Below are 24696 nucleotides of genomic sequence, written 5' to 3' on the forward strand. Positions count from 1 at the left end.
CAAAGCATATGTATCTTCACTGCTTTGCGGTCTTTCCCGTATCTAACGCCCGCATGTAAGGAAATGCAGGAAAATAACTTGTGCGGATTGCGCAGAAAATATTCCCGGCAGTTCCTGACATTTGCGGGCGTTATCCCACTGGCCGAATGGCTGCGTTATTTGAGCTTCTTAAATTCCTTGTTAAAGGTCAGATCCCCGCCGCCGATCTTTTCGCCCGCCACGGTAAGGCTTAATGTATCCGCCTCATAGTTCTGGATAAATGTATTGGCTACGGCGGTGACAATCAGATCGTCCTTCGCGCCCTGAAGAGCGGATAATTCAAGCGTCAGCGCGCCGTCCTTATTCTCAAACTTTGTCACCGTAATGCCTTCCTCTATCACGCCCAGCTCTATCATCTTGTTGACCAGCGCCTGAGCGTCCAGCTCCTCGCCGTCCACGGCGTCTATATTCTGCGCAAGGCCCGTCTTGTCCGCATTTACAGAGTAAATACAAACTGTCACCGCCGGATCCTCGTCCACCACCATCTGCTCCTTCTCCAGCGCCCCGTCAACCTGCGACTCCTGCGTGGCGCCTGCCGGCGGCGCTGTCCTGCGCTGCCCGGAATTCTGTGATGTCGGCGTACATGCAGTAAGCGCTACCGCCATCATACCGCCTGCTAATAATCCCATTAATTTTTTCATAATTGTGTAGTTCCTCCTCATTTTTCAGTTTTTCCGGCTGTAAAACCAGTGTTCCAGCTTGGAAAGAGCCTTTACGAGCGTCTTCAGCTCCACCTGTGACAGCTCACCGGTCACACCCTCTATCATCGCCTTGTGAAAACTGGCGTGATGCTCATATGCGCGCCTGCCCCGCTCCGAAAGGGATATATACACCACCCGGCGATCCTGTTTTCCCCTCGCGCGCTCTACATAGCCTTTTTTTACAAGGCTGTTCATGGCAATGGTAAGCGTTCCGACCGTAACCGAAAGCTCCCTGGCAATAGCCGTCATATTTTTCGGCTTGTCAATCCCAATGGCTTCAATTACATGCATATCATTATTTGTGATATCCTTAAATTCCGGTGTGATAATGGCTTTTTGCTCAATGTACATAATATCACGGAACAGCCTTACCATTACTTCATTCAGTGTCTCGTAATTATCCACCGTCTGCCCTTTCATATATTGATAACCAAAGATCCTCATTGATTATACAATATTCTTTCTTACAAGACAACCATCAAATTTCTTACAAAATATGGTTTGTTGCGCGGCGGGCTGGGGGCGGTTGCGGGAAGGGCCGCCAGTGTCAGGTTCTGTATCCAACAAAACCCCGCTTCCGCCCGGAGAAAAGCGCAGCAATACTAAGCTCGAAAAGACCTCGCTAAGTACCGGCGGTTTTCTACGGGTTCCTTATGGATACAGAACCTGCCGCTGGCTGCGTGATCGGCGGGCCATAAATGCTATTAATATAACTTTGTAAGGTTTCCGTCTCCTCTGGAATCCCGTAATAAGAAATCCGCTGGTAAGCGCCGGCGATTAGAGACGCTGTTTTGAGCTTCGCGTTGGCTGGCGCGCATGCGGGAACCTCAACGGGCTTAGCAGGAGAGGGCGATGCTGACCGCCACTCCTGCGGCCGTCGCGGCCAGGGCTCCCGCGAGGGTCCATCTCGTTTTTGTCACTTTGATAGACATATAGTAAACGCTCATGGTGTAAAAGACGGTTTCCGTGCAGCTTTCCAGGATCGAAACCATCATGCCTACCGGCGAGTCCGGGCCGCTGGTTTTGAAGATGTCGAGCACGAGTCCGGTGGCGGCGGAGCTTGAAACCAGGCGCACCAGTATCACGGGAACCGCCGGGGCGGGGATGTGCAGAAGCTCTGCGGGGCCCTGCAGGACGCCGGATAAAAAGTCGAGAAACCCGGACGTTCTCAGGACTCCGACGGCGGTCATCAGGCCGATCAGGGTGGGCAGTATTCCCGCCACGGTCCGCATCCCCTGCTTTGCCCCTTCGATGAAATCGTCAAATACCGGACGTTTCTGAAGCGCGGCAAAGCCGACCATGTAAAATATAAGCAGAGGGACAAGATAATCTGACAGGTAGGTGATCAATTTCATGGCATGCTCCGGGCCGATCCTTATCCCTACAGTTTATTCCGGTATTATAGGGGAAATGTATGGTGTTCCTGTGAAAAGTATTTAAAATTTTTATAAAAAGATGGGAATGGGGCCATGGCTGTGGTATAATTCCGGGTAACAAAATAAGGAAGGAGAGTGGCAGGGAGACTGTCTCCCTGCTACAGATATGTATCTATGAAACCATTATTTATCGAATACCCGCCCTGCACGACCTGTAAGAAGGCGAAAAAATGGCTTGACGATCATTCGGCAGAGTATTCCGATCGCCACATTAAGGAACAGAACCCGACAGCGGAGGAACTGAAAGACTGGCACGCGCGAAGCGGGCTTCCCCTGAAACGGTTCTTTAACACCAGCGGCCTCCTGTACAAGAATATGAATTTAAAAGACAAGCTGCCGTCTATGAGCGAGGAAGAGCAGTACGCTCTCCTGGCGACGGACGGTATGCTGGTGAAACGGCCGATTCTGGTCGGGGAAGATTTTGTGCTGGTCGGATTTAAGGAGGCGGAATGGGGCGCCAGGATTTTGAAAACGCAGGAATAGCTCTGGGGGCTTATTTTGTCACTGTGTATGCAGGCTGTGGTCTGTCGTGAGAAGGCCGCCAGAGTCAGGTTCTGTTGGATACAGAACCTGGCGCTGGCGGCCCTCTCACGCTGAACCACGGCCCGCATACATTTCCACCCTTACTTCAACCGAATCTCCCTCATCCGATCCCCTCCCGTAATAATCAGAGAATTCGCCGCTCTCCCCCTTGTTATCATCGAAACCGTAAAGTCAAATTCCCCTGAAAACCGTTCCTTTCCCGCCGTGCTGTAAATCCGGCATGACCGATCATTATACAGAATAATAAAATCTCTGTTGATCTCAATATTCTGCCACGGATATGTAAACTCCCTGCTGAAAATAAGCTCCCCCGCCGCGCTGTACAAATCCAGCTTACTGTCGTATTCTCCGTCCGGGTGATCGGATATGACGGCCACATACTCGTCGGAGTAGGCCACGCTCTGGATCTCGCCTTCCACCGGGATCTGAAAGGCCAGCTCCGGGCTTGTTACATTTTCCAAAAGGAAAAATCCCAACTGGCCGTCTGCAAAGATGCAGGCATGTTCCTCGTCCAAAAAACGCACCCTTGGGGTTATACAGTCGTTAAATTCCTCAAAACCACCCACCAGGCGGTCTGAATAGCTTTTGCCGTACTCGGAGAAATTGTAGAATACGATTCTGTTTTTCAGCATGCCGCCCTGCACGTATACGGAGGAGATCATGACCTGCGTTCCGCTCGGCGACAGAGATACGTCCATAATATACCCATTGCTTGACATGATGGTTTTGATTCCCCAGTCCAGGGAGCTTCCGTCTTTTTTGAAGAATGTCACATATGAGGCCGTGCTGTCTTCTACCAGCGCCGCCGCTACGCCGTGGGCTGATACGCTGACACGCAGAATGGGGAGCAGCGTCGTTGCCTCTCCCTGACATCCCGTCTTGTCGCAAATAAACATCGAATTCCCCTGCTGGTCCGCGATTACGGCATAATCCCCGTTTACATAACAGATCGGGGATTTTAGCTGATAGCTTAAGGACCACACGGCATTTCCTGAACGATCCAGATAGGTAGCTCCGTCTTTTGTATATTTCAGGATGTTTTCCCCGAACTTTATATACTCGGTAAAGCTGCTTTCACTGGCCGGAATCTCCTTTTCCCAGGCTACTGTGTACTCGGTGTACTGCCGCCTGCTGTTGTACAGCGCCGCGCAGGCAGCCGCCGCAGCCATACACGCGGCCAGGATAAGGAGCAGCCTCCTGCGTTTCCGGCGGGCGCGGCCCGCTGCCTGCCTGCGCTCTTCTTCCTCACGCTCCGAATAGCTTACCCATTTCCGGTCAGTCCCGCCGGCCGCTTTGCCCGGCTCAACGATGCGCCGTTTTAGCTGCCGCTTTTTCTGTTCCCGTTCAATTGAATTCATACTGCTCATATGTCGTTTATCTCCCAGTAAGGAACGGTTCATAAATACCTTTGCAGTTGGCGCAGTATCTGCGGGATCAGACAGGCCAAATGTAACGGTTATTTATGAACAGTTCCTAAGCACGAATCTTTTGGATTGGATAATCTGCTGCTGTCATTATACACGATTTCCGGGCGTTATGCATTATTTTTTATATAATTACTGTAAATCCGGCAGCGTCAGCTTCTGCCCTGCTTTTATTTTATTTACATCATCCAGACCGTTTAACGCGCAGATGTCCTCCAGATAATCAAGGCTTTTATACAGCTTAAAGCAGATTCCGTACAGGGTTTCCCCTTCTCCGACTATGTAGCTTTTCCCGGGCTTCATATTGGCTGCGGCGGCCTGCGCCGCCTCTTTGCCGCTGCCGCCTGTGTTTTCTGCCTCCCCGGACGGAGGCGTCTGTAGGGCTTCCTCTTCCCCGGCCTGTGCGGCCGCCTCTCCCTCGCTTCCTTCAGCCGTTATCTGCGCGCCTGCTGCCGCTGTCTGAGGCGGGCTCTGCGTTTCTGTCTCCCCTGACAGGGCAGGAGCGCCGCTTAACGTCTCATCCGCGCCTCCCGTTTCCTGGCTTCCTTCCTGGCCGGCCGCCGCGCCTTCCTCCTGGCTTTTATCCGCGGAGCCGTCTCCCGCCTGATCCGGGGCAGGATAGCCCGCGCTTTCCGCCTCCTGAGAAGCGGGAATCTCGGTCTTTCCCACCGGGCGGCCCTGTTCCAGGATACCGCCTCCGTTTTCCTGCGGACTGGTCGGATAGACGTTTCCCTTTACCTCCTCGATCACCAGCTTGTCCCCGCTCTGCGCGGCCTGGCTCTCCGCGGTTCCCCGGACGCCTTCCGGGAGCACGGACACCAGCACGCTCTCCATCTCCTTCATCTTCTGGTAGTTATTAAACATCACGACGCCGCCGGCCAGAACAGCCACGGACAGAACGCTGCACAGGGTTCCCAGTGTGCGGATTGTCCCGTTCCTGGATACGGCCTCCTGCTTCCTGCCCTCCATCCGGCTGCGGAAATCGCGGATCACCCGGTCGCCGCTTCCTGTCTCCACGCGGTGGACGTCCTTGCGCAGGATCATGTAATCCTGCATCATCTGGTTCCGCTCGTAGTAAACGCTGTATCCCTTGAGCCGGTAAAAGCCGTCCTCGGATGCCACATAGAGCGCTTCTTCCCCGTCTATGCCGCTGTTTAAGTACATGAGCTGGTTTTTTCCGCCAAAATACTGGCCGTGTTGTTTCCAATAATTAAGAGGACTCAAAATACAGCCCGGCGCTCCGCATATGAACCACCCCTGTACGGTCCTCTTTGGAAAAGTCTCTTCTATACCCTGGTATGCTTTTCTCCAGGCAGCTTCTGAAAATACCACCTTTTCGCCTGCTGCCGTCACATTCTCCATCTCCAGCGCCCCGTCGATAAACAGATAGGGCGTCCCCTCATATGACTCCGCTGAACCCAGCAAAAGTCCCACGCGCAGGTCTTGTCCGCCTGCCGGGTAAAGGCGTTTTAAATACGTGTTTACATAGTCCTCCACGTAAAGCTTTACCACATCATCCCGCTCGCCAATCTGCCTGATATTTTTTGGCAGCCTGGGATATGGATTATATAATTCTCCCATAGACTCACCCCGCTATCATTTTTCTATCATCATAACGGTCTGTTGCCAAACCGTTCCATGAAATCTCAAAAAATCATAGCACAGATTGTACGAGAATCTTGTCAAACAAAGGCCCTGCTGACACAGAATTTTTCGACAAGCCCAATCCCGCCGCTGATGCAGTCGGCCATCTGCATGACAATCGACAGCCGCACGCTCTGGAGCATCAGCGGATCATAGCTCCCGCAGCTCCCCACAATGCCTGTGATAAAGATATCTCCCACGGCCCGCAGCTCTTTGCTGACTCCCAGTCCGGGCTTTAAAGCCCCCTTTCCCAGCGTCACAAAGCCGATATGCTCCCTGCTTCCCACGGATGCGTCCACTGCGATGATCAGATCATCCTTGTAGCATGTATTCAGAACTGACAAATAGCGCTCCAGGTTCATTGCATGCACCGGCCGTTCCAGGGTTCCGAATACAGTGGTCTTTGGCAGCCTCATCTGCCTCAGCTTATATCCGATGAGAGGGCCCAGGCTGTCTCCTGTGGAACGATCCGTCCCAATGCACAAAAACACGACGCCTCTCTTGTTTTTCCTCTCCCGCTCCTCGCGGATCATGCGTTCCAGCCGGCCGGCAAATTCTTCCGGGATAAAATTCCGGAACGAGTTGTAGTAGTAAATCTCCTGCTCATCCCGCAGCGCCTTCCATTCCCATAATTTCATAAATCTACCGCCTGTTTTTTGTTAATTCTATTATAAACAGGCTTTTAGAAAAATATGCAGACAGGCGCTTTTTTTGTGGGGCCTCTTACTTCGCGCGCCGGCTCCGGTATACCCCGATCGCCTCGCTGATATTGCCCGCCTCCCCGTTTTCAAGGATTCTGCGCAGCTCCTTCAGCCGATCCGCGGACAGAAACTCCCGGCCGACATAGCTCTCATACGTGTCAGTTATATAGATCTTCTTTTCCTTGAGCATCGTCTCAGTAATGCGCAGGCGCTTTTGCGCCTCTGCATGCGCCTCCTCCAGCGACTTAAGCTTCCCGCGGCAGTTGCCCATGATCTCATCCGTGATGATGGTCTTTGTCACATTTTCAAAGACATTCAGGGCATCCTTTTTCTTCTGGATTGTCTCGGACAGATCCTGATCGAGCTGGGCAATGTCATCGTCAAACTTTTCCAGATTATAGGCCGCCTCGTCCCGGTCCTTTCGGATCGAGGAGGTGATGACCCGGATCTTGCGGTTATTGGAGTTTATCAGGCTCCGGATGGCCCGCCCCTCCTGGAGCATCTTCAGATGGCGGTCCTTTGTCAGATTGCCGACCAGTATATATACCCCGCCGAATACCAGAATGCACGCCAGATAAATCAGGACAAGGTAAAGCGTCTTTTTCACCGGGAGCAGCAGATAGATTCCGTAAGGAATCAGAAAAAAGCAGGCGGCAAAGGTGAGAATCAGGGTCAGTACCTCCCGGAAGCCTCTGGGGAAATACAGCGCATAATAGAAACCGCTCCTGCAGAAAAACGGGGCCCGATCCGCCTGGATAGCGGCCCGCAGCTTGACCTGCAGCTCGCGGTTGTACTCATGGAGCTCCTTTGTCTCCTCACGGATGCGTTCCTTTATGCCCTGGCTTTTGGCCTTTTCCCGGCGGACTCTGGTCTTTTTCAGCCGCTCCTGAAGCTTGCCTATCTCCGCGTCATAGCTGCCGCTTATCTCATCGCGCCGTTTCCTGACTGTGGAATTGACCGAATCCTCCGCCGCCTTTTTCTCAGCCTCAAGGGCCCTCTCAAGGCGCTCCTCCTCCTGTTTAAGCTGTATACTCTTTTTTGTCAAATCAGAAAGCTCCAGAACCGCTTCCTCAGCGTCCTTTAAAAATGACTGGAAGTCCGTTATCGTCTGTGCCATAGCCGCCTCCCGGATCGTTTGTGTTTAGCCGCCTTGAAGTTCAGGCTCATTATGAGCGTGAATTTCAAGGCGGCGCGTCTCTTTTATGCTTAACTTTACCATACTTTACAGGGGTTGTCACGTTCTTTCTGCGGAGGTTATCTGAACTGTTGTAACAGTTCAGCCTTCGACTCTGCGAGGTGTTTTTTGTGAGCGAAGGTCACAGAAAATCCGAGGGCAGTTACTATTCCTCGATCACCTGAATTTCCAGATAGTCGAATTCAATTCCTTCTATAAAATTGTCCTGCGTAAAGCGCGCCTTGTCGTGGCGCTTAAACTCTTCAACCGTCTTATCCAGCCATACCGGATGGCCGAGGTCGAATTCATAGCACATCTGATCTACGGCGTCTAAGACCATGGCGGTTCTGGACATTGCATAGTTTCCGTTTTCGATGACCGTATCCCTCAGCATGCGGTTATCTTTTATGATTTTTCCCCACAGTCGGAACATAGGCATGTTTCTCCTTTCCCGGCAAAATGTTCATTCGTTTCAGGGCGCACACTGTCGCGGAGCACGAGTCCGCAGGGCACCACAACTCTCTTTCCCCTGGTATCTCCCTGCCAGAGCAGTTCCATACAAAACGCGGCCGCTCTCACATTTTCCTTCATATATACTTCAACCGAGGTCAGCGGGGGATTCGAGTATTCGGACAGGACCGTATTGTTAAAGGTGATAATACTAATATCCCTGGGAACCTGGATTTTATGCTCCTGCAGCGCCATCAGCACTCCCGGGGCGATGGAATCACTGGCTATAAACAGGGCGTTCGGCGCGCTGCCCCTGCGTTTCAGGAAGGCGGTCATAGCCTCATAGCCGCCGCGGGCATTCATAGCGCAGTCAAGGACGAGATCCGGGTCAAAACAATTCCGGCTCATCTGATCGGCCCGGTAATAGTAAAAGCGGGCGTCCATGGCAGATTCTTTGAGATGGCCAAAGGTACAGACGCTTCCGGCATAGGCTGCCTGGTCGTAACCGTTTTCACGAAAATGGCCCATTGCCAGGCGAATCGCCAGATGGTAATTCGGCAGGATGCTGTAATACTTCAGCGGATCCGGATCCGAATCCAGAAAAACAATGTTATCCGTATATTCCCTGAAATTCGCAATTTCTTCTTCCGTAAAGCGCCCGATTGCGAACAGCCCGTCTAATGGAAGCTCATTATTCCTGACAAACCTCTGATGCTCATCGCGGAACAGCGGCACTGTGGACCACTGCCTGCCAAAGCATTCCTCATCCAGAATGTTTTTCATCGCCATATAATACATATCCTCCTGGAGCTCCTTCATATCAAACATCTGGGCTATACCGACACGGAATTCCCTGCTTTCTGCCGGCGGGGTTTCCTTCTCTCCCGCCTGCATCTGAATTGCTTTTTTGTAGCCCATGACAGCCGCGGTACGGATGACCTGCTTCCTGGTTTCATCCGTAACGCTCAGGGAGGGATCCCGGTTTAGCACACGAGATACAGTGGTCTGCGAAACGCCCACCTGCTCTGCAATATCCTTCAATGTAGCCATAGTAAATCCTCCAAACTGCCGTTTCAGAACGTTATGCAGGTAAAATATTTACTTAACATTTCCGAAAACGGCCAAAGCGCCTGTAACCTGCGCTTATCATAATACTCCTGGGGCGCTTGTGATTTATACGTTGTTTTCCGGCAGATCCGGAAAGCACGGAACGCCATTTAAACAGTATAAAACAAGTTTTTATAAGTTATACTGCATTTTTCCGGCATTGTCAACAGTTTTTCACTTCTTTGCCCTTTTGTTTTAGTAATATTTTTAGTGTTTTACTAAAATATTTAGTAAAACAATCGTTGACTTTTACTAAAATTTGTAGTAAAATACAATCAATCTAAAGAACTTCTGCCGAAAGGGCCCGCGGCAGGAACTGTCTTTCAGGGGAACCGTGCGCTGCCTCTCATGCGTAAGCCTGAATCGCAGCAGAATCTAATTCATTTTATTTTTATTTAAAGGAGGAAAACAAATGCAGCAACTGGAAAAGAACGATAAGCTCTCCTGGCTGTCGAAAATCAGCTTCGGCATGGGAGCCTTCGGTAAGGATTTGGTTTACGCCCTGGTAGGGAATCTGTTCATGTTTTATCTGACGGACGTCCGCTTCGTCGCCCCCGCTTTTGTAGGCACACTGTTTATGATAGCCCGTATCTGGGACGCCTTCAATGATCCGTTCATGGGTATGGTGGTGGATAATACCCGGAGCAAATGGGGGAAATTCCGTCCCTGGATCATGATTGGCACGGTGCTCAACGCTGTGGTACTTGCGCTGATGTTCTGGAATGTAGATCTGGAGGGCAGGCCATTCCTGGCGTTTGCCGCCGTGCTCTACATCCTGTGGGGCATGACTTATACGATCGATGATATCCCCTACTGGTCCATGGTTCCGGCCCTCACAGACGACGAGAATGAGCGCAGCCAGATATCAGCCATTCCCCGCCTGTTTGCCTCTTTTGCATGGCTCATCGTGGGTTCCTTTGGCCTGAAGATCATTGATAAAGCGGGCGGGGGCGACAGCCGTGTTGGATTCGCTTATTTCGCTATGATGGTCAGCATAATTTTTATTGTATGCTCTGCCATTACTGTGATAAACTGTAAGGAAAAGGTGGTCACGAAAAGTGCGGAAAAGACCACGGCCAAAGGCATGCTTCACGTACTGACTGCCAATGACCAGGTAAAGGTGATTCTGGGAATCGCATTGTTTTTTAACTTTGCTTACCAGCTATCTAATTCCTTTTCGCTGTATTACTTTACATACGCCATCGGCATCCAGGATCTTTATCCGGTCTATACCGGCGTAGCCGGCATTGCCCAGATGGCCGCCCAGTTTACATTTCCCATGATCACAAAGATCATCGGCCGGGGCAGGGCTTTCTTCCTCGCCTGCTTCCTTCCGGTCGCCGGATTTGTACTGTTATTCGCCGCAGGAGTCATTGCGCCTTCGAGCGCCGCGGCCGTGGGCGCGTGCTCTGCCATCGTCAACTACGGCATTGGTTTCATGCTGGTATTTATTACGGTAATGCTGGCTGACGTGGTAGATTATGGCGAGTATTCCCTGGGAACCAGAAATGAATCTATCCTGTTTTCCATGCAGACCTTCATCGTAAAATTCGCGGGCGCTTTCTCCGGCTTTGTCAGCGGCGTGGGCCTGACGATCATCGGCTGGAAAGCAGGCGTTACTCCCGGCGCAGGTACGATTATGGGAATGAAAGTCATCATGCTCGTGATTCCCGCCGCCCTGTCTGCTCTGTGTTTTGTATTCTATAAGAACGGATACAAACTGACCGGAGAATTTTACGATAAAATGATTGCCGAGCTGCGCACAAGAAAGGAGAGCTGAAATAATGTTATTAGGCGTTGATTATTATCCCGAGCAATGGGATCCGTCCCTGATGGATTCGGACATGGATACGATGCTCGAGATGGGCTGCAATGTGATCCGGATTGCAGAATTTTCATGGCACCTGATGGAAAAGACGGAGGGACAGTACGACTTCTCTTTCTTTGACAACGTAATTGCAAAAGCAAAGGAAAAGGGCCTTAAGGTCATCCTGGGCACGCCCACTGCCACGATCCCGGCCTGGCTTGCCCATAAGCATCCCGATATCCTCTCTGAATTTGAGGGCGGGAAAAAGCGCGCGTTCGGCGGCCGCCATGTTTACTGTTTTAACAGCCCCGCTATGTATGCCTATTCGGAGAAAATCATCCGGGCGATGGCCGAACACTACCGGGATGAAACGCAGGTAGCGGCCTGGCAGATTGATAACGAGCTCGGACACGAGGGAAGCGACGTCTGCTATTGCCCGCAATGCCGCCAGGCTTTCCAGCGCTATCTGGAGGAAAAATTTGAGGGCAGTATCGACAGGCTGAATGATACTTATGGAACTACATTCTGGTCCCAGGAATATAACAGCTTTGAGGAAATACCTCTGCCCGAGGAAACCATAACCACCCACAATCCGGCCCTGCGCATGGACTGGGAACGGTTCCGCAGCAAAAGCATTGTAGATTTTACCAATTTTCAGGCGCGCATTTTGCGGGAAGTGATTCCCCATGCCCTAGTGATGCACGACTTCCCCGGCGGCGGGCTGGATAAGCATGTTGATTACTCCGAGACAGCCAGGAACCTGGATCTGGCCGCCTATAATAATTATCCTGTCTGGGGCGGGCAAAAAGAGCCCATCGCCCCCCATGAGATTGCTTTTGGGCTGGACTATATCCGGGGATTAAAACAGCAGAATTTCTGGATTACCGAGGCGATCATGGGCGCGCAGGGTCACGATGTCACCGGTTTTCTGCCCCGCCCCAACCAGGCCAAAATGTGGTCCTATCAGGGCATGGCGCACGGCTGCGAGTCCATGATGTACTTCCGCTACCGGGGCGCAACCAAAGGGGCGGAACAATTCTGCTACGGCATACTGGATGCAGACAACATAAAAGGCCGCAAATTCCGCGAGGTGCAGAGCTTCTTTACAGATATCCGGAACTATGAAAAGGCCATGGAGTCCCCGATCCGCAGCGAGGTGGCGATCGTCTACGACTACGATTCTCTTGCCTCCTTCCGCATCCAGCGCCAGAGCATCCTGCTTGACTGTCAGGGGGAAATGAAGAAGCTGTATAAAGCGTTTTTTGACGTGAATGTACCTGTGGATGTGATTCCGTCAAGCGCGGACATCTCAAAGTACAAAGTTGTGCTTCTTCCCCAGATGATCATTGCCAGGCCGGAATTCCAGAATCGGGTAAAGGATTTTGTAAATGCCGGCGGCACGCTTGTCCTGACCTACCGGAACGCGGTAAAGGATGTGGACAACAATCTGCCGTTTGGCGAAAGCGTACCCGTTGGCTACCGGGAGCTGGCCGGCGTAACTGTAGCGGAAACCGAAAGCCTGCAGGAAATCCTTGCATTCCCGCTCATCGGGCAGGGCGCCTTTGAAGGGGAATCCGGGCAGGGCGGTATCTTCCGGGATATGCTGGAGGTCACGGACGCCCAGGTTCTCTATCATTATGGCGACGCCTTTTATACCCGGTACGCTGCCGTGACCAGGAAGCAGCATAATAAAGGCATGGTATACTATCTGGGCTGCGCCCTGGATGAAGCTGTTACCGCAAAAATTATGGGGACGATCCTTGCGGACAGCCATATTGACGTTATCCCTTCCGACAGCGGCGTGGAAGTGGCGATCCGCGGCGGCGCGCAGCAGCGCGTCCGGATGCTTATCAACCATAACGCCTTCGAGGCATCTGCAGGCGATATAACGCTGGAACCCTTCGGCTGCCGGATTGAGGAGCTGTAAGAGAATTTCTTTGAGAAACGATAATCGGATTAAGAAGGCAGCCGTCCTCCACAAAAATGGAAGACGGCTGCCTTTCCTTTTATCCCGGCCAGGCGCTATTCTCTGATGCTTCTATTAACAACGGAAATCACAGCCTGCTGCGCGTGTGGCTGATGATTTTTCTTGCCGTCCTGCGGTAGAGTTCTGTCAGCTCGTGGAGGACTTCCAGATGGGAAAAATCTTTTTGGTATATGATGTTGGTCTCCCGGGCCATGCTCATGTTTTCTATGGGGAGAATGGTCATCTTGCCTTTTCGGACTTCGTCCATGCAGGTGCTCTGCGGGAGGATGGACACTCCCAGGTTTTTGCGGATCAGGTCTTTGATCGTGGCGATATTATCGACTTCCAGGATGATGTTGAAATCGTCGATGGATTCGTGGATCGTCTCCAGACAGGTGACGAACAGGTTGACTGTGCCGGATTTGGGCAGGCGCAGGATCATGCGCTCTTTTTTCAGTTCCCGGATCGTTACCATGGCGCGTCTGGAAAGGGGGTTGTCGTTACATGCGGCGCAGACGAGGAAGTCCGTGTCCAGAAGCAGGGAATTTAAGGACTGCTTCCCATCCGGAACGGCGCCTTCTACAATCGCCAGATCCAGCTCGTAGTTTTCCAGCATATTATAAAGTTTCTTTATGGAGTGAGTAATAATCGTTATCACGATCCCGGGATTCTCGTTCCCGTACTTTGCGAGCACTTCGGCCACCAGATTGCTTTCCGCCGTGTGGGTAATTCCGATCCGCAGCCTCGTCAGGTTTTTCTCCTGATCGGATAAGGTGATCAGCATGCGCTCATATATGGAATGCATCTGCCTGGCGTACCGGAGTACGGTTTCCCCTGATTCTGTCAGCTTTAGCCTGCCTTTTCCCCGGATAAACAGAGCGGTCCCCAGCTCCTGCTCAAGCTGTGATATGTGGTGGCTGACTGCCGGCTGTGTCAGCGACAGCGCCTTTGCCGCCTGTGTGAAATTCTTCTTTTCTGCCGCCTCCAGAAACGATAATACCTTGACATCTAACATAGCCTTATCTCCAACTATAATAAAATTTTATATCCTGCAAAAATACTATTATTTCTTTTTTTGGTAATTTGAGTGTATCATAACCAGAAAGAAATTTCAAGATTTATGGGGGAGCTGCTATGTTACAACAACTTTATATCCATTCCAACGGCCCTTCCGATGTGGCCGCCATTATTATTTCCATTGCCCTGATGCTGTTTCTGGGCTTTTCGATGACGCGTATTACAAAACGGCTGAAGCTGCCGAATGTAACGGCCTATATTGTGACCGGCATTCTCATCGGGCCCTACTGCCTGGATCTGATTCCCGCTGATTTTATAGCCGGGACGGACTTTCTGGCGGATATCGCCCTGGCCTTTATCGCCTTCAGCGTAGGCGAATTTTTCAAGCTGTCTGTACTGAAGCAGAATGGAATGAAGGCTGTGGTGATCACAGTCATGGAAGCCGTTATGGCGTCGGTTGCCGTCTTTATCCTGACCTATTTTATCCTGCGCCTGGATATGGCCTTTTCTATCGTACTCTCTGCGCTGGCGTCCGCGACGGCGCCGGCCTCCACGATTATGACCATACGGCAGACGCATGCCCGGGGAGATTTTGTTGACACGCTTTTGCAGGTCGTTGCCATGGATGATGTTGTGGGCCTTGTGGCATACAGCATCGCCATTTCCCTTGCCGTATCCTCGCTGTTTGGGGCGGCGCAGGGAAGCTCTGTCTCCACGATCCTGTCGCCCATCCTGGTGAACCTGGCCGTTATGCTGCTGGGAGGTTCGTTTGCGGTGCTTCTGAAATTTCTGATGGCGCGCCGTTCCACGGATAACCGGCTGATTGTTTCCGTCAGCGTCATGTTCCTGTTCTGCGGGATCTGCGCGCTCTCGGACGTATCGCCGCTTCTCGGGTGTATGGCTATGGGAATGGCGTACATCAATATCACGAATGATGATAAGCTGTTTAAGCAGCTTAATTATTTCAGTCCGCCTATCCTGCTCCTGTTTTTTGTCCGCTCGGGCTTAAGCTTTAATTTAAGCGCGCTGATGGATACAGGCGCCATGGCCGGGGGCGTTTCGCTCCTTACAATCGGCATTCTTTATTTTCTGACGCGGATCGCCGGAAAGTACGCGGGCGCTTATCTGGGGTGCCTTCTGGCGGGGAAGGGCGAAGATGTGCGGAACTATCTGGGGCTTGCCCTGATCCCGCAGGCCGGGGTCGCCATCGGCCTTGCGGCCCTGTGCGTCCGTTCTCTGGGTTCAGAAGTCGGCGGCAGCCTGCAGACCATTATCCTGGCTTCCAGCGTCCTGTACGAGCTGATCGGGCCTGGCTGTGCGAAGCTGGCGCTGTATCTGTCCCATTCCTATTCCAATGATCTTGACATGATCACTGAGGTCAGCCCGGTTACGGAGTCCGGGACGCCGAAAACGCCTGTGGAAATCCTCATCGAACGGCTCCAGCAGATCCAGAAAGAGCTTCCCTCCCACGGCCCACGCGAGTCCGAGGAGGAGCTCGCTTTTCTGCAGGCCGCGGAGGAGCAGTATCAGGCTGCTGACGTCTTCAGCCACGGAAGATTTCTGAATCAAAGATAGGAGGAACCTCTTATGAACCTTATTCCATATGTCGATCCCATTGCGTCCCTGCTCGGAGAATGGGCCTGCGAATTGAATGCATATTCAATTTTGCTGCGCATTGCGATTGCCTTTTTGTTTGCCGCGGTCATTGGCTGTGAGCGCGCCAGAAAACGCCACAGCGCCGGGCTTCGGACCTTTATCTTAGTATCCACGGCCTCATCGATTGCCATGCTTCTGGATCAGTACAGCCTGCGCCTTACAGGCGCCGGATCCGGCCCAATCCTCTCCGCCGCCGCCCTGATTGGCATCGCGATCATCAGCGGAAATTCGTTTCTGTACAGTTCCAGAAACCAGATTAAGGGCCTAACCACCGCCGTGGCGCTCTGGACCTGCGCAGTCATCGGGCTGGCGGCCGGAGGCGGCTTCTATACCGTCGCCGCGGGCGGTTTTGCCGCATTGCTGATCTGCCTTGCTGTGCTGCCGGTTCTGGAGGAATATCTGATCGATCTGTCCAATTACTTTGAAGTGCATCTGGAGCTGAAAAATGTGGCTTACCTGCAGGATTTTATCACGACGATACGGCGTCTGGGGCTGAAAATCGATAATATCGAGCTGAATCCGGCTTATGTGCATTCGGGTCTGAGCGTGTATTCCATCTCGTTTACGATAACAAAGGAGGAATTGAGGAAATACAAGAAGCACAGGGAGATCATTGAGGCTCTGGGGACGCTGGATTATGTGGCGCATATTGAGGAGATCGTGTAGAAAAGGCAGCCTGGAGTATATCTTCTCCGGGCTGCTGTATGGATCCCCTGTAACAGCTCATGCCATGAGCCGCCCTGTCAATGCGGGTAAAACATTCTGGCTATCCGGGTATTCGCCTGGTAAGGCAGCGTTTCATAGATGCTGACCGCGCCGTCATACGCGGCTACCCGCATCCCGGTCCTGTCCGCTATGCGCTGCGCGGTTGTGCCCACAATCGGCCGGTATTCCCCGCCATGGCAGTTAATGAGTTTGATAAGCGATCCGGGGGGCAGCGGGTTCATCCCGATTCGCTGCGCGATGTCATTGGCCAGCGTTTCTGCGTGTACGAATGTGTGAGATACAGGAACATTGCCGGCCAATGGCGCATCCCCGTCAATGAAAACATGCCCTCCGGGGCCGCCGTGGACGATTACCGCCAAATCCGCCGTGGCATACTGATTATTTGGGTGTGAGTCATAATAGCACAGTTCCATCATATCCGCCATGTCCTGCGGCGCGCTCCACTGGGACGCCTTCGACGCATTGTATTCAATCACGCGGTGCTCCGTATAGTTATTGGCGGCTCCCTGCGCCGCCTGAAACCGCCCGCCGGCGTTCCTGTAAAACGAAAAATCCACGACTCCATACTGTGCAATCCGCCCCATGTCATACTTTCCTGACGGTAACAGAGGGCCTGCCTCCGGCTGGTAATGGGTCGCCTGATTGACCACGCGGATAGCGCCGCCTTCTGTCCTGGGGTTTGTCAGCGTGCCTGTTTCGCCGGAGTAAAGGGCGCCTGCCACCCCCAGCTCTCCTCCTCCCAGAGCCCCGATCACCTTAGGGACTGTCATTCCTCCCGGGACATTGCCTGTAAAGACAAACGCGGCCGCGTTGATTCCTGTAACGGCATATCCGGCTGCCGCGGGGCGCTCCCTTGCCAGCCCGGGAAAGCGCTTAAACAGAGCCTCCTTTCCGTAATTAATGGCGGCCGTATACAAACCGGCCTCGGCCCCTGTAACGGCGGCTGAGATAAGACGCTCCCCCACGCCCCCTCCGGCTGAGATGAAAGCCCCTGCCGCGCTGGAAAACGCCGCCACGGCTGTGGCCCGGAACGGATCAATGGCATTAAAATACCTGCCCAGCGACACGCCCAGAGCCGCTGTCACCGCGCCTCCCACGGCTCCTGAAACCGTACATACAGAAGAGAGGAAATGTCCGGCCGCCCGGATCCAGGAGGGGAAGTTTCCGGAAATATCCTCAAACGTTTCCGGATTATCGAGGCAGTAGGCGTACAGGTTCAGGCCCGAAAGCCCGCCGGGAAATGCGTATGCCGCATCGTCGGGCGTTATCATGCGCCCGTCCTCCGGGGAATAATAACGCGCGCCGAGATAACAGAGCCCTGTCGCCCTGTCGTACTCCCTGCCTGCAAACCTGTACAGGGCCGGAGCCGGCGTCTCCTGCATGCCGCCGCCTGTTTCATCCGCGATCGCCTCCCCATAAGGGCTGAAGGCTTCGTGCAGGAGGAGATTCCCGGCGCGATCCAGGGTCAGAATGACGCTTCCCCGCTGATCCGTCACCTGACGCAGCGTCTCCGCTTCCGTATCGGATTTCAGCAGAACCGTGTTCAGCATACCGCCAAAACTGAGCTTCAGCATCTCGCATCCGCCGCTCTGGCGCGTGTAATCTCCCGCAAGAGGATTGCCGGTAAAATAAACCGTACGCGTTCCCGCTGAGTCGGTTTTAACGGCGCGTTTTCCCCGGGCGTCGTAAACGTATTCTTCTGAAATCTTCTCTCCGGCCACAGCGGACAGCCTGCCGAACTCATCGTAGGAGGCGCTCTGGCCGTTTGCCAGCCGCTCCGGCCCTCCATGGGCATGATAGCTGAATACACAGCGCAGGCCGTTTATCACAGCGGCCTCTATGCGGTTGCTGTCCGCTGCAATCTCGAAGCTGCGTGTAACGGATGGAAGTATATTTCCCGTGCGGGTAAAGGATATAATGTTCCCGCTGTTATCGTATTCATACGTTTCATCCACATAAGGTGGATCCGCATATAATTCATCTTTATGCATGTTTTCTGACAGCGTTTCCCTGACAGAGGTTTCATTAGAGTGAAGACGGCCTGCATGGCTTTCGTCTGCCTGAAATGCGCCCTGTGACATCCTGGCATGGATCAGGCGGCTGTGGACGTCGTACGTGTAGGCGCCCGCCAATGGGTCCCGCCCCAGAGCCTCATACGCCGCCGCTGCGAGATTTCCCTGCGCTGTGAAGTGATACTCTGTTTTGCAGAGCAGGGCCCCGCCGTACCGCGCCGACCGGGCGGCCAGAAACCGGGTGACCGGGTCATAGCTCTGGAAGGCATGCAGCCCGCCTGGGCATGCCTCGTCACAGACATTTCCCTGCGCATTGTAGCTGAAGCTGCTCAGCCTCTCTCCCTCCGCCGTTGATACGGTCATGAGCTTTCCGGCCGGGCTGTAGGAATATGCCAGGGAAAAAGGCCCTGTTTCTGCCGTCTTCAGCTCTCCCGCGAGATTATAGGAGTACCGCGCCCGTACTTCGCCGCCTTTTGCATAATGCCGTTCCACGTCCAGCGCGCGCCCGAAACGGTCATACCCCGCGCAGGCCGTTGTTCCGGAACGGTCTGTGCGCTGCCAGACGCGCCCCCTAAGATTGCGCGCCTCTGCTTCCGGCGCGCCTTCCCCCCATACGATCTGCTCCGCTGTGACAGGTTTTGCCTTTCCGGCCTGCACGCTTAATGAAATAAACCGCCCCAGCGCATCGTAGGAATACCGCTTTACTGTGCCGTTTGAGTCTTCATATATAAGCCGTCCCTCATGCCCGTACAGCTTAAGCGTCTCCCCCGCATCCGCGGAAAATGTCTTTATCACGCGGCCCAGCCTGTCATAGCGGTAAGAGAGGTTGTGAAAGCCTGCTGCGGCAAGACGCCCGTCGGACAGTGACGCCACATTTCCGGAGCTGTCTCTTTCTATCTGCGCGCGCAGAACATCTCTGACTGCCGCATCTTTTCCTGTCACGTCTCTGCCTGCTGTATCTCCGCCAGCCGCGTCCGCCGATCCACACGGTTCCTCATACACATCTGTGATGGCCAGCCCCCTTGGATCCAGATCCTGCCTGAACCGAAGGGCCCTGCCGGGTTCTTTGGCATCAGGCGCAAGGCGGGCGTCGGTTGTCCGCACATACCACGGTTCATACTCTGTTTCCACGCTGCGCCAAACAGGAGACGGTTCGGAATACGGCGTGTAAACCTTAACGATACGGCCAAACAGATCATACCTGTACGCTGTCGGATACCCGTCCGGGCCGCCGTCCGGATCCCCGCTGTGGCAGGGGGGATATTCCAGCAGCTTCATTTCCCCGGCATAGACTGCCCTTTCCGAAATAATCCAGTGATCCGTGTCGCGGACCGCCTGCCCGTACCCGCGGCCATGGCTGTCCGTATAGCTTACGCTCAGCGTCAGTCCAGGGCCGCCAGAGGCGGATTTGTCCTCCCGCATCTCCTTTCTGACAGCCGCCGCACGGCAGGCCGCTGCCCGCGCATTCTCCCACGCGTTCCGGTCATGGTATATATATGCGTCCGTGCATCCCGCCAGCCAGTCCTGCGGGCGGGAGAGGAACTCCGCAAGGGAATGAGGCCCCGGAATCGGCGTCATGGCCGCGCGGTATGAGAGCGCCCTCAGCTCTCCGAATCCGTCGTGCAGATAATACTGCGTGTTCCCGTTCCAGTCGGTTTTTGACTGATACGCGCATGACGCGTAATCCGGGGCGTATGTTTCTGCAAGAGATACGCCGTCCGGCGACGACTGCTCAATGCCCGTAACAAATATGCCGCTGTCATCATATGACAGACTTGTGACACGACTGCCGAGCGTTACGGAGCAGAGGCGGAAAAAGTGATCCGCGTCGTAGCCGCAGGCTTCATTTGAGATATAGTAACATCCGTTTTCCAGACAGCAGCCGCACTCGTTAAGCAGCACATCTTCAAGCCCTGCAAGATCCGGTTCTCCGGCAGAGCATACCATGTCGCGGCTGTGATGCGGCAGCGCCGGAAGAGCGCAGACTCCGGCCGGAAGCGCCTGGCCCGAAGCCGGATCGGCGTAATAGTATTCCCGCAGGGAAGCAAGGGCAAGGCGGCCGCCGTTTTTACCTGTATAATGTGTGTGTTTAAATATTATGCTCTTTATGTATGTATCATTTGTATCAATACTGATGTAATCCCATGTTTCCTTAGATATATATTCCGTACTCTGTCCGGCAGGCGCCCCGGCGCTCTTAAGCGGAAGGAAATGCGTTTCCGACACGGTCATGTTCCCATCATCGTCATAGGCCATATACGTCCTGGAAACACGCGGATCTTTACCGCACAGCGCCGTCTCTTCTTCCACAAGCGCGGGAAAATACGAGCCGTCCGGCGCGCCTTTAAGCCTCTTTGCCCTGTATGTCCGGGTATGCCGCAGCCGCGCCGCGCCGTCCTCCCCGGCGAAAGAGGTTGTAAGCGGCAGGCCGATGAGAGCCAGCTCGTCAGACGGCGGCTCTTCCGATCCGCATATGTAATACTCATTCGTTACCCGGCGGACCGGCGGCTGTAAGTCCCCCGGCACGTCTTCCGGCAGCGGCGCGGCATCAGAGCGTGTCTCGCAGACAGAGCCGAAGCCGTACAGGGCGCGGCTGCTCCTGATATAGCGCCCGTCACGGTACGAATAATGCGCCTCGCTCCTCCCGCCCGTTACCCCGTCCAGGCTGATTATTCCTGTAACGACCGGGATATGGAGCGGGGGCGCGCTGCTCCACGGCCGGCCGGAGGCGGCATCCTTAAGCCTGAATGCCGCCGATGACGCATACTCGGTTTTTACATCCAGGCCCAAACCATTCTCAAGTCCATTTATAAGAAAACGGTGCGCAAACCGCAGAGAATACACGCGCGTCCCGGACGACGCCCGCTTGATGAAAATAAGCTGGGGAAGCAAATCCCCTGTAAAGTCTGCCGCATACACGATGTCAGAGGGCGCAAACGGCTCGGGCAGCTCTGCCGCAAACGGGGCCTCAAAAAAGGCGCCCGCTATGTTTTGGTATACCATTACCTGCCTGCGCCCGATATAGATGATATCATCCGTCCCGCTCCCTGTCGTATCAGCAAACCGTACGCGTTCCGCATCAAATTCACCGCCAAAATCCGGGGCGTTCCCGACGCGGATGCCGTCCCCGAACTGTCCGTTCCCGAGGTTCGGAAAGACGACGCAGCTTTTGTCCCTGAGAGCGATGCGGTGCTGTAATCCGTCTCCGAAAAACCGCACAAAACCAATATATTCCGTTTTCAGGGGCGAAATGGCAGGGAAGCCCTTTGGGAGCCTGACCGTCCGGGGCCGGCCAAAGCCCTTTTTCCCAAGTCCCCGGCATATCTCGCATCCGGCCCCTTCCCCTGTGGAGAGGACGGTGAACGCGCTCTGCCTCCCATCTCCGTATATATCGGCAAATTCAGTTGCGGCCCCTGCCGGGCAGATGCTTTCAAACGGCGTAAAAGGCCCGAACTGCCCGTCCCTGATCTCATAATATCCGTCTCCTCCGGGAGCAAGCCGCTGGATTCCTCCGTCGCCGTCCAGGTCAAAAAAGCTCCCCGCGGCGCGGCGCCCCGTCACGCCCGGATCATTTCCGGAAAAGCTTCCCGGCAGGCAGGCGAAAGATACCTTCGAGCCGAAACGGGGGGCCGGGCCGTCCGCCCAGACCGGGGGCGAATACGATGCGCCGGATGAATGCTTCACAAATAACCCGCTGGCCCCCTCGCGGCAAAGACTGACCGGAACCGCCGCTCCCATATCCACGCCTGCAAAGGAAGACGTGATATCCGTAAACGCCGCCTCCCCCATTTCCCCATAGGAAATACGGATGGATGGGGCCGCGTCCTTTTCTCCGCCCGAAAAGGCGGTTTCCGTTATGCGGTTTAACAGCGAATATCCCGTTGTATTGTCGTATGAAAAAGCAATCTCGCGCATCTTTCTTTTCTCTGTGAATACCGAAGACACCGTGATCACAGAGCAGCGAAGCCGCCTCGCATACGGGAACCCGCCCCTGAAGCTTATCTCCCCGTCCGGGCGCGGTTCATATGAAAAATCGATGACAAACGCATAGCCGCCGCCGGGCATATCCCCGTATTCGACCGATGCGATCTCGCCGGTGTCACGGTAGCGAAAACGGATGGTCATTCCTCGCGGATCCGCTTGTTTAGTGGGAAAATAGACAAACCCTGTCCCGGACTGCCCCGCCTCCTTTTCTTCGTACCAGATTACCGTGCCGTCGCGCAGTGTTTCCCGGAACGCGTCCGTATCCGGCAGATATTCGATGCGCGAGCGGCCGTAATCGGCGCGCGGGTAACAGCGCGCCGGATTCCCCGCTGTCCCGGCCTGTATGACTCCATAGCGCGGGTGTATGAAACAGTCGCTGGTATCATAAGCCGGAACACCGCCCGCAGTCATGCGCTCAAAATATGGCAGCGAGAGCGAAACGCCTCGGCCGAACACGTTCATGCCGCCGAAATTCCATTTCACCGCCAGATCCGGGGCTATCCCGGGGGCGCCCGGGACGCGCAGCTTAATTTGCGTATCGGCCGTCCCGCCAAAACCGGGGCCGTTCACGGACAGCTCCGCGCAGACGCCGCTGTATGAGAAACATAAATCCTTCCAATCCATCATCAAATCTCCTCCGGCAGGGCAAACGCCAGTCTATATGTGGAAATCCGTCTATATAGATACACCGGACAGCATAGAATTCCTGTACGCGCAGAGCCTGTTTTCCGCATTCATTCCGCCAAATGCCAGGCGCACGCTCAGATCCCCTCCCTTACACGTATCGCGCCTGTCACACACGCCGCAATAGCCGGAAAGTCTGTCCGGATCAAATTCGCGCAGGGCTTTAAAGCTTCGTTTATCCCGCCATATATCGGCAAGGGAGCGCTCCTTCACGTTGCCGGCCGCCTCCCGGGGAGAACACACGCAGATCCCCACCAGGCTTCCGTCCGGATGGAGCTGCGCGGAAAAGATGCCTGCGTCGCCGCCGCGAAAATCGGTGCGCGCCTCCTCTCCGTACAGATGCCGCAGCACGGCCGCGCCTTTTTCACTGTGCATCTCAAACGACAGGGCCGGAACCACCGGCAGCCCCTCTGTGCTTATCGCAGAATAGCAGAAGTCAATAACGGTCCGGATGTCCGGCCCGTCCAGCCACAGCTCCGGACTCCGGCCCGCCCCGCCGATCGGCAGGACGGGCTTCAGGCACCAGGAATCAGCCCCGCACTCTGTAAAGGCGTCCCGCATCTCGTGAAGACGGCGTATGTTGAATGCATTGACCGTTGTGACCACAGAGACAGGGATCCCCTCTTCCTTAAGCCGCTTTATGCCCCGGAGCGCGTTTTCATAGCTTCCGTCCCCCCGCACCACGCCTTCCTGCCCCGGGAGATCGTCGATACTCACGGAAACGCAGGCTGCGCCCGCTCTTCTTATATCCGCGGCGATCCCCCGGTCTATCAGCGTCCCGTTCGTTATGAGACTGACCTTAATCCCGGCCCGGCTCAGTGTCTCAGCCGTCTCATACCAGAAGGGGCTTGTCAGCACCTCGCCGCCCGACAGGCAGACATCCGGCACGCCCAACTGTATGATATCCCCGGCCACGCGGCGGATCTGCGGGCCGTCTAAGTCTGTCATGTTCTGATGCATGTCGCGGAAGGCGCAGTGACGGCAATGCAGGTTGCAACCGCTTGTCAGGCTCCAGATCAGCCGCATTAAGGGATATTCCCACACATCGCCGCGCCCCGTTTCGCCTGTCCTCTCATCCCCGGCATTCCGGCGGCCCGGCCGGGCGGACTGGCATGACGCCCCGGCCGGCGCCTCTTCCCGCACACAAGCGCGGCCCGCCGCTTCCGCCGTCTGTCCCCCCGTCTTGTCTTCCTGCCAGCGCGCCGATGACTCCATGCCGGCCTCATTCTTTACTGCAAAAGTCAGGGTATCGAATCGGTACGGCTGATCTTCTCTGGTAATCCTTTTTACCGGCGTTTTCTGAAGATCCTCTGTGAACGGGATCTCTTCACTGGCTACTGTCCGGCCTGCGGGATCCCGGATCTCCATACAGACCGCGCCCGATACCATAGCGGAGAAGTCGGCAAAATACGTATATGCAACCGGCCCGTATCCGTTTCCCACCCAGTGATATCTGCAATCCTCATAATTATAAGCGTCTGCCGTCTGCGGCGCTTTGGTAAAGCCCGATACGGCTTTAGCGCAGCCCCCGGCGGATCGCAGCCTCCCTGCAGCCACCGACGGTTTCTCTATGTGCGGAAGAATGATGCGGGGCTCTTTGTTCGTATATTCCATCCTGTAAGATC

17 protein-coding genes are annotated in these 24696 nt (G+C 54.5%); 5 read left to right on the top strand and 12 right to left on the bottom strand.

Annotated elements, in window-relative coordinates; translation table 11 throughout:
- Positions 1-155: 155 nt before the first annotated feature.
- The 3 genes from NFS31_RS07655 to NFS31_RS07665 form a co-directional block, all read right to left on the bottom strand.
- Entirely contained in the window at positions 156-680 is a 525-nt protein-coding gene (locus NFS31_RS07655; protein WP_251493177.1) for a GerMN domain-containing protein, read from the bottom strand.
- Positions 681-704: 24 nt separating this feature from the next.
- Positions 705-1160: a MarR family winged helix-turn-helix transcriptional regulator gene (locus NFS31_RS07660; RefSeq protein WP_251493179.1), complete on the bottom strand. Its 456-nt coding sequence runs from the start codon at positions 1158-1160 to the stop codon at positions 705-707.
- Between the two features lie 416 nt (positions 1161-1576).
- A complete protein-coding gene (locus tag NFS31_RS07665; RefSeq protein ID WP_251493181.1) occupies positions 1577-2095 on the bottom strand; it encodes a spore maturation protein in 519 nt (172 codons plus the stop codon).
- A gap of 195 nt (positions 2096-2290) precedes the next feature.
- On the opposite strand from NFS31_RS07665, the gene NFS31_RS07670 reads away from it, so the two are divergent.
- Positions 2291-2659: an arsenate reductase family protein gene (locus NFS31_RS07670; RefSeq protein WP_251493183.1), complete on the top strand. Its 369-nt coding sequence runs from the start codon at positions 2291-2293 to the stop codon at positions 2657-2659.
- Between the two features lie 140 nt (positions 2660-2799).
- Here NFS31_RS07670 and NFS31_RS07675 read toward each other — a convergent pair whose 3' ends face one another.
- The 6 genes from NFS31_RS07675 to NFS31_RS07700 all read right to left on the bottom strand — a co-directional run bounded on the left by NFS31_RS07675 (position 2800) and on the right by NFS31_RS07700 (position 9162).
- Positions 2800-4086, bottom strand: coding sequence for a DUF5711 family protein (locus tag NFS31_RS07675; RefSeq protein ID WP_251493185.1), 1287 nt, complete (start codon positions 4084-4086; stop codon positions 2800-2802).
- A gap of 189 nt (positions 4087-4275) precedes the next feature.
- Positions 4276-5724, bottom strand: coding sequence for a LysM peptidoglycan-binding domain-containing protein (locus NFS31_RS07680; RefSeq protein WP_251493187.1), 1449 nt, complete (start codon positions 5722-5724; stop codon positions 4276-4278).
- Between the two features lie 101 nt (positions 5725-5825).
- The gene (gene yyaC, locus NFS31_RS07685) at positions 5826-6425 is read right to left on the bottom strand and encodes a spore protease YyaC (protein ID WP_251493189.1); all 600 of its coding nucleotides are present in this window, start codon (positions 6423-6425) and stop codon (positions 5826-5828) included.
- A gap of 85 nt (positions 6426-6510) precedes the next feature.
- Positions 6511-7605, bottom strand: coding sequence for a hypothetical protein (locus NFS31_RS07690; protein ID WP_251493191.1), 1095 nt, complete (start codon positions 7603-7605; stop codon positions 6511-6513).
- A 223-nt stretch (positions 7606-7828) separates the two neighbouring features.
- The gene (locus NFS31_RS07695) at positions 7829-8095 is read right to left on the bottom strand and encodes a hypothetical protein (RefSeq protein WP_251493193.1); all 267 of its coding nucleotides are present in this window, start codon (positions 8093-8095) and stop codon (positions 7829-7831) included.
- On the bottom strand, positions 8068-9162 hold the full coding sequence (locus NFS31_RS07700; protein ID WP_251493195.1) for a LacI family DNA-binding transcriptional regulator: 1095 nt from the start codon (positions 9160-9162) through the stop codon (positions 8068-8070). The genes NFS31_RS07695 and NFS31_RS07700 overlap by 28 nt, the downstream gene beginning before the upstream one ends.
- 469 nt (positions 9163-9631) lie before the next feature.
- On the opposite strand from NFS31_RS07700, the gene melB reads away from it, so the two are divergent.
- Both melB and NFS31_RS07710 read left to right on the top strand, forming a co-directional pair.
- Positions 9632-10999, top strand: coding sequence for a melibiose:sodium transporter MelB (melB, locus tag NFS31_RS07705; RefSeq protein WP_251493197.1), 1368 nt, complete (start codon positions 9632-9634; stop codon positions 10997-10999).
- A 4-nt stretch (positions 11000-11003) separates the two neighbouring features.
- The gene (locus tag NFS31_RS07710) at positions 11004-12953 is read left to right on the top strand and encodes a beta-galactosidase (RefSeq protein WP_251493199.1); all 1950 of its coding nucleotides are present in this window, start codon (positions 11004-11006) and stop codon (positions 12951-12953) included.
- A gap of 127 nt (positions 12954-13080) precedes the next feature.
- On the opposite strand, the gene NFS31_RS07715 is transcribed toward NFS31_RS07710, so the two are convergent.
- Entirely contained in the window at positions 13081-14007 is a 927-nt protein-coding gene (locus NFS31_RS07715) for a LysR family transcriptional regulator (RefSeq protein WP_251493201.1), read from the bottom strand.
- A 119-nt stretch (positions 14008-14126) separates the two neighbouring features.
- Here NFS31_RS07715 and NFS31_RS07720 point away from each other — a divergent pair, with 119 nt between their 5' ends.
- The gene (locus tag NFS31_RS07720) at positions 14127-15584 is read left to right on the top strand and encodes a cation:proton antiporter (protein ID WP_251493202.1); all 1458 of its coding nucleotides are present in this window, start codon (positions 14127-14129) and stop codon (positions 15582-15584) included.
- Between the two features lie 12 nt (positions 15585-15596).
- Positions 15597-16331: an MgtC/SapB family protein gene (locus tag NFS31_RS07725; protein ID WP_251493204.1), complete on the top strand. Its 735-nt coding sequence runs from the start codon at positions 15597-15599 to the stop codon at positions 16329-16331.
- A 77-nt stretch (positions 16332-16408) separates the two neighbouring features.
- On the opposite strand, the gene NFS31_RS07730 is transcribed toward NFS31_RS07725, so the two are convergent.
- Both NFS31_RS07730 and NFS31_RS07735 read right to left on the bottom strand, forming a co-directional pair.
- Positions 16409-23014: an RHS repeat-associated core domain-containing protein gene (locus NFS31_RS07730; protein ID WP_251493206.1), complete on the bottom strand. Its 6606-nt coding sequence runs from the start codon at positions 23012-23014 to the stop codon at positions 16409-16411.
- 48 nt (positions 23015-23062) lie between these two features.
- Complete coding sequence (locus NFS31_RS07735) at positions 23063-24685, bottom strand: radical SAM protein (protein ID WP_251493208.1); 1623 nt, start codon at positions 24683-24685, stop codon at positions 23063-23065.
- Positions 24686-24696 lie beyond the last annotated feature (11 nt).

It is taken from the genome of Otoolea muris, from assembly GCF_943193115.1.
Lineage (GTDB): Bacteria > Bacillota > Clostridia > Lachnospirales > Lachnospiraceae > Otoolea > Otoolea muris.